Here is a 9285-nt window from a genome sequence, read left to right on the forward strand (position 1 = left end):
CGCCGGTGCTGCGGGACGTGCCCGAGCGGTACGGCCCATGGGGGACGGTGTACGGACTTTTCCGCCGTTGGCAGCGGGACGGCACCTGGCACCGCATCTTCGAGCAACTGCAGGCCCGGGCCGATGCCGAGGGACTGATCACCTGGGACGTCTCGGTGGACTCCACCATCGCCCGCGCCCACAGCGCGGTTCCTGCGGTGGCCGGCCACCGCAGTTCGACGCTGCCGACTACAAAGAGCGCCACGCGGTGGAGGGCGGAATCAATCGCCTCAAGCGCCACCGCGCGGTGGCGCTTGAGGTACGACAAGCTCGCCGTCCGCTATGAGGCGACCGTGCTGGTCGCGGCCATCAACGAATGGCTGTGACCAGCACTTTCGCAACAGACGCCAGTGCTGTCAGCGCCCGTTGATAGCGTGCTTCGTCCAGTCGTGGAGTTCATGGAAGGACGGGGTACGTGCGGGATGTGGCATGCCACCAGGTCAGCGAGCAGCGGTTGGCCGAGGCGCTCGACGACATCGACGGGCGGGCCTACACGCGGTGGCACTCGCTGCGGTACGGCAGCATCTCGCCCACGCTGATCCGAGCCATGGCGGACGAACTGCTCGACCATGTCGCCGCGCGAACGGTGACGGAGCCGGGGCTCGACGCCGCGGCCGGCTTGGTCGCCGTCACCGCCGCGGAGTGTGTGCACGGAGTGCTGAGCATCATGTGCTTCCCGAACGGGGACCAGGAACTCCGGTTCCCCCTCGTCGGGGAGCGGATCAGCACGGACCCGGACGACGACGAGTTCGGGGACGGGCCCATCACCTTCCGGGACGTCGTCAAGGAGGCGCCAACCGCGCGGACCTGGCTCGACATGTTCGAGATGTGTGTCGTCAGCGGGCATGTGTGGGACTGGGAGCGGGTCACCGGGCTGCTGCTGCGCGGCGACTACGCGCCCGCCATCCGTGACGGCGTGCCCTACAACCGGTACACCTCCGTCTCCGACCCCGCCGACCTCGCCGCCATGGACGCCCTGTGCCCCTATCTCACCGAGGCGGCCGGGCATCTGCCCCGCGACTGGCCGACGGTTCCGCTGCGCAAGCCCGACGCCGGGGAGCGCGCGGAGGCCGCCCGGCGGCTCGACGAGGCCGGCGGCGCGCTGAGCGCGGACCAGCGGCTGCTCCGCGTACTCCTCGACGACGACCAGCACGCCTTCGAGGACGCCCTCGTCGCCCGGCTGGTCGCGTACCGGGAGAGCGTCGAGGCCGATGCCGGTGATCCCGCGCCCCGGTCCCTTCTCCCCCTCGGCACCCTCGCCCTGGCCTGCCTCGCCGTCCAGGTCCATGGGTGGGAACTCGGCGTCCGGTCCGGGTATCTGCCGTACGGTCTACTGGGATCGCCGGACGCGCCGCGCCGGGCGGCGGAGGGGAACCGGAACAACTTGAACTACTGGGCCGCCAAGTAGGCCACCCGGGGGGCGGGGCATGGGTGTGACGGGCGTGACGGGAGTGACGGGTGTGATCTTGCGGGAGTACTGCGCCGACAGACGCGCGAGGCTGAAGGGGCTCGCGCTCATCGCGCTGACGCTGGCGTGCGGGGTGCTCGAGGTGGTCATCAACGACCTGCCGGGCTGGGTCGCGGCGATCCTGATAGGAGTTCTGACCGTCGTCGACGGCGTGTGGGCCATGTCCCTGTGGCGCGCCCGCACGGTGGTGCGGGCGAGCGGGATCGCCGTGGTCGGGGTGGTGCGGGTGCGGAAGTGGGCCTGGCCCGACATCCGGGACATCGTCGTGGAGACGGACTCGTCCCCACCGAGGCAGCGCGTACGTCTGTGCGATAGCCAAGGACGGAAGACCACCCTGCCCTACGTCGGTGAACGCCATCTGCCGGATCTCCACGCCCTGCGGCCCCGGTAGCCCCGCCGGCGCGGAAGTGTCAGGCCGGCGGGGAAGTGTCAGGCCGGCGGGGAAGTGTCAGGATCGCGCCGGCGCGAGGGCGCCGCGCCCCGTCCCGCCGTCGGAGCCCCGCCGTCGGGCGGCGGCGGTTCCGCGACCCCGACGAAGTTCCCGGCCACGCGCCGGACGCGGACCGACCACCCCCGCGCCGCGAGGTCGTCCGTGAGGGCCCGGGCATCGTGGAACACCTTCACGATGCGGTACTGACTGCCGTCGCCGAGCTGGCGCAGCGCCGCCGGGGCGGGCAGGCCCGTGAGGACTTCCTCCTCCTCCGCGACGGCGGGGCCGTCGTCAATGAAGATCGCCTTGCCGCCCGGCGCCAGCGCGGCGGCGACCGTGTTCCAGAAGCCGGGCAAGCGCCTCGGCGGCACGTGGGAGAGCCAGAAGGCGAAGAACACGGTGTCGTAGCGCCGTGGCGGCTGCCACTCGAACAGGTCGGCCTGAACGAACTCGACCGTGGGGGACGCCCCCGTGTGGGACGCGGTACGCGCCCGGGCGAGCGCCAGCACCTCGCCCGCCACGTCCACCGCCGTCACCGAACGCGCCCGCGCCGCGAGCCTCGGTGTCCACTGGCCCGTACCGCAGGCCAGCTCCAACACATCCCCGCGAACCGGGAGTTCGTCGACGACGGTCAGCAACTCCCGCAGCTCCTCGCGCTCCGCGTACGGCCGGTCGTATTCGGCCGCGCCCGCCCTGTAGTAAGCCACTTGCTCTGCCAGGAGAGCGTCGTCATCCATGTGCGTCATGTGCGTCATGGGGGTCATGTGGGTCATGGGGGTCCCTCTCATCGGAGCGGACTGATCACCCGGACACTGTCGGCCCTCACCCTTGGGCAAGGTCAACGGCCACAAGAGCCGTAAGCGGTCGGGCGACACGCTCAGCCGGCCAGTTCGGCCGCCCGCAACGGACACCCCGTACCGACGCGCGCCTCGAGCTCGGCCCGCAGGGCGGCAAGCTGGGCCATGCGCGCGTCCACGATCCGGATCTTCTCCTCGAACAGCGCGGACAACGCCTCGGCGGTGTCCTCCGCGTCGCGCAGCTCCTCGCCGTGCTGTGCGATCTCGGCCAGCGAGAAGCCGAGCGTCTGCGCGGTGCGGACGTACTGGAGCCAGGCCACCGTCTCCGGCGGGAAGTCGCGATAGCCGTTGGCCAGCCGCTCACCCGTGACGAGGCCGATCTTCTCGTAGAAGCGAATGGTGTCCTTGGACATCCCCGCTCGCGCGGCCAGCTCTCCGATACGCATGACCCTCCGCCGGACCGGGACTGTGGGCTTGACCTTGGACAGTACTCCACTGTTTAGCGTGAGGCGGTCGTTGCGTCGTTGCCGTAATCGCGCCCTTGCCGTGAGACCAACAGGAGTCCTCGTCGTGATCCGTCTTCTCGCCCCCGACCGCTCTGCCTACCTTCGCGTCGTACGCCTGAGTGCCTGGTACGACCTCGTCGTCACCGCCGGATTCGCGACGCCGTGGACGTACGCGCTGGTGCACGACGCGCTGTCCTCGCTGGGGGACGCGTCGGGGTTGGGGGCCATGCCCGCCCTCGACCCGATGCAGACCCTGTACGCGAATCTGATGGGGTCGGTCGTGGTCGTCTGGGCGCTCCTGCGGATCGTCAAGCCGCAGCCTGCGCACGGACTGTTCGACGGTGTCGCGCGCACCCTCTTCTCCGCCTGGCAGGCCTACGCGCTGGCCCACGGCGCCACCCGGCTGCTGTGGTTCTTCTTCGCTGTCGAGGTGTCGTTCGGTCTCGTTCAGCTTCTTCCCTGGTGGCGCGCTCGCCCCCGCCGACTTACGGGACCTTCCACAGCCGGGTCTTGCCGTCGTAGCCGGTCGTTGCCAGGTATCGGCCGTCCGAGCTGAAGGCCAGGCCTGCTACGTTCTCGTGGCCGCTGATCAGGCGGGTGCGTTCGTGGCGGTCGGCCACGTCCCACAGCCCGACCCGCGCACCACTGGCGACGGCGAGTGTCGTGCCGTCCGGGCTGAACGCCACGTCGCGAAGCTCGACGACGTTCTCGTCGACCAGGGAGTCCTTCTGAAGGCCGCCGGCCACATCCCACAGCCTCATCATGTTGTCCTTGCCGGTGGTGACCAGCGTCTTCCCGTCCGGGCTGAACGCCATGCCCCAGAGTTCCTTGGACTGGTTGAGGGTCTTGCGTGCCTTGCGGCTGGACACGTCCCACAACTGCACTGAGTGATCCCCGTCCGGGGAAAGCTCGTAAGAGACACCGGCGGTGGCCAGCGTCTTCCCGTTCGGGCTGAACGCCACCCGCTTGATCGACGTCTCGTCGACGAGAACGGCGAGTTGTTCGAGCCGGCCTCCGTCGCCGTTGACCTCCCACAGCCGCGCCCCGTCGCCGCCTCCGGTGGCGAGTACCTTGCCGTCCGGACTGAACGCGACACTCTTGACGGCCCGGATGGGGTCGCCCGGGATCCTGGCCACCTGCCGGCGCTCGGCCACGTCCCACAGCCTCAGCTCGCCGCGGTCCGTGCAGACGGCGAGCAGCTTGCCATCGGGGCTGAAAGCGAGACAGGGGATGCCGAACACGGTGGTGCCGGACGTGACGCGCTGGGTGAGGGTGGCGCGTCGCTTGCGGCCCGCCACATCCCACAGCTCCACCTTGCCGTCCCCGCCTGAGGCGAGGGTCTTGCCGTCCGGGCTGAAGGCCACCGCCACGTCGGTACCCGGGTGGGCGAAGCGGGCGAGAGTGGCCACGGGCTCGAGCGAGGACGGCGTGTCACGGTCGGCCGACTGCCCGGGAAGAAGGACGGCGATGAGGACGACGGCGAGGGCGAGCAGCCCGAGGCCGCCCAGCAGGACGGACAGCCGTGGCGCGGGTGCCGCATGGGAGTCCGGGGTGTTCAAGGGGTCCGGGCTGTCCGGGGCCGGGCTGCTCAAGGGGTCCGGGCTGTCGGGCCTGTGCGGACTGGCCGGGCTGGCCGGGCCGGCCGGGCCGTCCGGCCTGCCCGGCGCCACCGCGGGACCGCCGGGGGCTGCCGGGGCGGTAAGGGCGTCGTGCAGGCCCGGCGCGGAGCCGACGACGGTCCGGGCCCTCGGCAGGGACGGAGCGGTGTGGCCCGGAGCGGTGTGGCCCTCGCCGCCCGTGGCTCCCGCAGGGGCGGCCGGGGCGGCCGGGTGGCAGTGCCGGATGACCTCGGCGGGGGTGGGCCGCCGCCGAGGATCCTTCTCCAGGCAGTAGGCGGCGATGGTCCGGACGGGCTCGGGGCAGTCGTCGAGGTCGGGAGCCTGTTCCAGGATCCGGTACGTCACGGCGTGGTGGCTGCCACCGCCGAAGGCGGGCCGTCCGGTGGCGGCGAAGCAGGCGACCACTCCGAGGGCGAAGACATCGACGGCTTCGGTGACGGCCTGCCCCCTGATGTATTCGGGCGCCATGTACGCGGGGGTCCCGGTGAGCATCCCGGTGCCGGTCACCGACGTGACGTCCGCGGCCCGGGCGATGCCGAAGTCGATGACCTTGGGCCCTTCCGCGGTGAGGATGATGTTGGAGGGCTTGAGGTCGCGGTGGATCACGTCGGCGGCGTGGATGGACTGCAGCGCCTCGGCCACCCGGGCGATCAGCCCCACCGCCGCGTCGACCGGCAACGGCCCGCCTTCGGCCACCGCGTCGTGCAGAGACGGCCCGGGAACGTAAGCCGTGGCCAGCCAGGGCTCGTCGGCCCGCAGGTCCGCGTCCACCACCGGCACCGTATAGAGGCCCTGAACCCGCCGGGCCGCGGCCACCTCCTGCTCGAAACGCTTGCGAAACGCTCTGTCGCTCGCGTACTCCCGGTGCACCACCTTGACCGCCACCGCGCTGCCGGCCGGAGTACGCCCCAGATAGACGCGGCCCATCCCGCCCGCGCCCAGCACCGCCTCCAGCCGGTACGGGCCCGCCTCCCCTGGATCACCGGCCCCGAGGGGGCGATGCGGCGGAGGGGTCGTCGGCCACTGCGACTGGCCCCCTCCCACGGGCGGAATCGCGGGGGGAACGGCGGGCGGAATCGCGGGTGGAACCGCGGGCGGACCATAGCCCGGTTGGGACATGCCGACTGTCACCCCTCGCTGGTCTGCCACCCGCGGCGCTCCGAGCGAGCAGCGTAAACGACCCCGCCCCGCCCGAACACCCCCGCGCCGCACCCCCCGCTGCTCGTTGCACCCGCTGCCCGTTCGGGCGCGCACCGAGTGCGGGTTCCGCCCCGGCTGTCCAGGCTTGACCTCGGGATGTGTCTCCTCGTCTCCTCACGAAGGTGGAAGAACATGCCGACGTACGTCGCCCTGCTGAGCTGGACCGATCAGGGGGTCCGTAACTACAAGGACACCGCGAAGCGCGCCGAGAGCTTCGGCTCGGCGGTGAACAAGCTCGGGGCCGAGATCGTGAGCATCTACTGGACCATCGGCCCGTACGACCTCGTGACCGTCCTCGAGGCGCCCGACGACGAAACGGCCACGGCGGCACTCGTCCAGCTGGGCGGGGTGGGCAACGTCCGTTCCACGACGCTGCGGGCCTTCGACCGGGAGGAGATGGGGCGCATCATCGCCAAGGCGGCCGGCTGACAACTGACAGGTCTGTACGGCTGGTTACACAACAATGACATCCGGGCGTACAACCGGAGATCTGCCTTCCGAGTCGGAGTGTGTGGGGGACGCGGCGCGCGCCGCGTGGAACTCGACCACTCTGAGAGGCAGTTGTATGTCCCGAGCAGGACGCAGGACCCGTACCGCACGGCTGGGCTCGCCCCTGGCCGCCGCGGTGCTGCTCGCCGCAGGGCTCAGCGCCTGGGCCCTCACCGGAGCCCCGGCCCAGGCCGCCCCGGCCCAGGCCGCCTCGGCGTCGGTGGACGTCCAGGACGACTTCAACGGCGACGGCTACGCCGACCTCGTCATCGGGGCGCCGAACGCCACGGTGTCGGACAAGGCGAAGGCCGGCTATGTGGCCATCACGTACGGGTCGGCGAACGGACTGTCCACCGCCAACAAGAAGATCGTGAGCCGGTCGACCAGCGGGATACCCGGCTCCGCGACCGCGGGCGAGCGCTTCGGAGTGAATGTCACCAAGGGCGACCTCGACGGCGACGGCTACGGCGACCTCGTGATCGCGGGCGGCGCCCAGGGCTCCGTCGTCCTGTGGGGCTCCGCCTCCGGGCTCACCGGCGGCACCAACCTCGCCGGGTACGGTCAGGCCCCGCAGGCCGGTGACTTCGACGGGGACGGCAAGACCGACCTCGCGCTGTTCGCCCACAACACCGTCTCCGGCGACGACCCGCCGAGCGCCAAGGCCGCCCTGTGGAAGGGCCCGATCTCCCGGACCGGCACGCCCGCCGCCGTGCTGAACATTCTCGACGAGTCCGAGTGGTGGGGCTACGACGAGAGCGACGCCTCCTGCGCCACCGGCGGCGGCTGCGAGGACGGCCCCGACTCGATCACCGGGCCCATCCTCAACGGCCACGTCGGCGACATCAACGGCGATGGCAAGGACGACATCGTCCAGTGGATCTACACCGGCGACGGAACCTGGGGCAACCGGCTCCTGTACGGAGGCGCCTCGGGCTTCACCGAGGGCCGCGCCCCCGGCGACACGACGAACGGCGTCGCGGGCACCGGCGTGGGCGACGTGAACGGTGACGGCTTCGACGACGTGGTGGTCGGCGTCGACGACTGGAGCAACAAGGTCCGCGTCGCCTACGGCTCGGCCTCCGGCCTCTCCGACGCGAACACGAAGTCGTTCGACCAGGACCTGCCCGGCCTCTACGGCGCGGAGGAGGAGGGCGACGGCCTCGGCACGGCGGTCTCCGTGGACGACGTGAACGGCGACGGCTACGCCGACATCGCCCTCGGCATCCCCGGCGAGGACTTCAGCGGCCTCACCGACGCCGGCTCGTTCGCCCTGGTACCCGGCAGCGCCTCCGGCTTCACCGGCACCGGCAGCCAGGTCTTCCACCAGAACTCCGACGGGGTCCCCGGAGTGGCCGAGTCGGGCGACAGGTTCGGCGCCACCACCGCCCTCCTGGACGTCAACGGAGACGGCCACCGCGACCTCGCCGTCGCCTCCACCGCCGAGAACGGCGACAACGGCGCGGTCTGGCTCCTCCGCGGCACCCCCACCGGCCTGACCACCACCTCCGCCCTGGCCTTCGGCCCCGACGACCTGTCCGCCCCCGCCACGAAGGCGCTCTTCGGAGCCACCCTGCGCTGACCGCCCGCGCGCAGCGACGGTAGCTGACCCAGCCCCCTCGCCTACGGAAATCCGTAGGCGAGGGGGCTGCGACGTATCTGGTCGATTTATCCGGGAATGTTTGCATTAGGGGCGGGACGGAGTCAGAGTCGGGGGCAGGAGGCGACTATGGCTGTCCTCGCGATGTTTCTTCTCGCCCTCGGGATGATCTTGCTCCTGGTCGGCGCGATCCTGTTTGTCGTCGGGGCAGTCGTGATCCTCGCGGGGTTCACCCTGATCGCCATCGCGGCCTTCTTGCTGATCCGGAGAGCGCTGAGGCGCCGACAGCGGAAGCAGGGCAAGGCCTACTGATCACGGGGATTTAGGGATGGTGGGGGCGCCGACGAGGGACTGCTGACCACGGACCGCAGGGCGCGGACCAGGAGGGCGGCGTCCGAGCCGGAGAGCGGAGCGAGGAACCGGCGCTCCATCTCCTGACGGGCGACTTCGGCCTCGCGGAGCCGCTCCCGTCCGGCCGGCGTCAGCCGCACGATGTTCTTGCGCCGGTCCTGGGGGCTGCGGCGCCGCTCGACCAGCTCCTTGCCCTCCAGGGCGTCGACGAGACCCACCATCGTCGTGCGGTCGACGCCCAGCTTGCCCGCCGCCTCCAGCTGGGACAGCTCGTCATGTGCGTCGAGGACGGCGAGAACCGCCAGCTCACGGCCGTCGATCCCATACGGCGCCAAGGCCCGCGCCGACTCCTCGCTCAGCCGCAGATAGGCGTGTTTGAGCAGATAGCCGAGGCGGGAGGAGAGGACCTCGGGCGGCGCGTCACGAGTCATGACGACACCATATCCGGGGCTGATAGTCAGCAGTGCTGACGATCGATTACAGTGACGGTGGCATCGCCGTCACGGCGGCGTGCGTCGACGAGAAGGGCGCGTGGCACCCATGCCGGACCAGCACATTTCATCCCTCAGATTCGGAATCAAGACCACCCCCATGCGGGCCCCCTACGAAGACATCCTCCGCGTATGGCAGGAAGCCGACGACCTGCCCGAGATCGCGGACGCCTGGCTGTGGGACCACCTCATGCCGATCGCCGGCCCGAAGAATGGGCAGATCTTGGAGGGCTGGACGCTGCTGAGCGCCCTGGCCGCCAAGACCCAGCGGCTACGCCTAGAAGGCTCATGAAGATCT

General features: G+C 70.8%; 11 protein-coding genes and 1 pseudogene. 8 read left to right on the forward strand and 4 right to left on the reverse strand.

Annotated elements, in window-relative coordinates; translation table 11 throughout:
* The 3 genes from BBH68_RS44495 to BBH68_RS17260 all read left to right on the forward strand — a co-directional run.
* Nucleotides 1–365, forward strand: a 365-nt coding sequence (locus BBH68_RS44495; RefSeq protein WP_218029718.1) for a transposase, incomplete at its 5' end; no start/stop codon positions are given.
* 89 nt (nt 366–454) lie between these two features.
* Nucleotides 455–1447 (forward strand): immunity 49 family protein, encoded by a 993-nt coding sequence (locus BBH68_RS17255; protein WP_065963387.1) that lies wholly within the window; start codon nt 455–457, stop codon nt 1445–1447.
* Between the two features lie 52 nt (nt 1448–1499).
* Nucleotides 1500–1898, forward strand: coding sequence for a PH domain-containing protein (locus BBH68_RS17260; RefSeq protein WP_065963389.1), 399 nt, complete (start codon nt 1500–1502; stop codon nt 1896–1898).
* A gap of 38 nt (nt 1899–1936) precedes the next feature.
* On the opposite strand, the gene BBH68_RS17265 is transcribed toward BBH68_RS17260, so the two are convergent.
* Nucleotides 1937–2674: a class I SAM-dependent methyltransferase gene (locus BBH68_RS17265; protein ID WP_065963409.1), complete on the reverse strand. Its 738-nt coding sequence runs from the start codon at nt 2672–2674 to the stop codon at nt 1937–1939.
* Nucleotides 2675–2814: 140 nt separating this feature from the next.
* Complete coding sequence (locus BBH68_RS17270) at nt 2815–3180, reverse strand: MerR family transcriptional regulator (RefSeq protein WP_065963390.1); 366 nt, start codon at nt 3178–3180, stop codon at nt 2815–2817.
* Nucleotides 3181–3304: 124 nt separating this feature from the next.
* Between BBH68_RS17270 and BBH68_RS17275 the strand changes: the two genes are divergently transcribed.
* On the forward strand, nt 3305–3796 hold the full coding sequence (locus BBH68_RS17275) for a hypothetical protein (RefSeq protein WP_065963392.1): 492 nt from the start codon (nt 3305–3307) through the stop codon (nt 3794–3796).
* Here BBH68_RS17275 and BBH68_RS17280 read toward each other — a convergent pair.
* A complete protein-coding gene (locus BBH68_RS17280; RefSeq protein WP_065963394.1) occupies nt 3726–5903 on the reverse strand; it encodes a WD40 repeat domain-containing serine/threonine protein kinase in 2178 nt (725 codons plus the stop codon). The two genes, BBH68_RS17275 and BBH68_RS17280, sit on opposite strands and share 71 nt — an antisense overlap.
* Nucleotides 5904–6191: 288 nt before the next feature.
* On the opposite strand from BBH68_RS17280, the gene BBH68_RS17285 reads away from it, so the two are divergent.
* The 3 genes from BBH68_RS17285 to BBH68_RS17295 all read left to right on the forward strand — a co-directional run bounded on the left by BBH68_RS17285 (nt 6192) and on the right by BBH68_RS17295 (nt 8457).
* A complete protein-coding gene (locus BBH68_RS17285; protein ID WP_065963398.1) occupies nt 6192–6488 on the forward strand; it encodes a GYD domain-containing protein in 297 nt (98 codons plus the stop codon).
* Between the two features lie 136 nt (nt 6489–6624).
* A complete protein-coding gene (locus tag BBH68_RS17290) occupies nt 6625–8127 on the forward strand; it encodes an FG-GAP-like repeat-containing protein (protein ID WP_065963399.1) in 1503 nt (500 codons plus the stop codon).
* 147 nt (nt 8128–8274) lie between these two features.
* Nucleotides 8275–8457, forward strand: a complete 183-nt coding sequence (locus BBH68_RS17295) for a hypothetical protein (RefSeq protein WP_104531325.1) — start codon at nt 8275–8277, stop codon at nt 8455–8457.
* Here BBH68_RS17295 and BBH68_RS17300 read toward each other — a convergent pair.
* Nucleotides 8451–8927: a MarR family winged helix-turn-helix transcriptional regulator gene (locus tag BBH68_RS17300; protein WP_065963403.1), complete on the reverse strand. Its 477-nt coding sequence runs from the start codon at nt 8925–8927 to the stop codon at nt 8451–8453. The genes BBH68_RS17295 and BBH68_RS17300 overlap by 7 nt on opposite strands.
* A gap of 109 nt (nt 8928–9036) precedes the next feature.
* Between BBH68_RS17300 and BBH68_RS17305 the strand changes: the two are divergent.
* Nucleotides 9037–9267 (forward strand): annotated as a pseudogene (locus BBH68_RS17305) (LLM class flavin-dependent oxidoreductase); the annotation flags it as partial.
* Between the last annotated feature and the right edge of the window lie 18 nt (nt 9268–9285).

Origin of the sequence: Streptomyces sparsogenes (assembly GCF_001704635.1) — a bacterium.
In the GTDB taxonomy this organism is placed as follows: Bacteria; Actinomycetota; Actinomycetes; order Streptomycetales; family Streptomycetaceae; genus Streptomyces; species Streptomyces sparsogenes.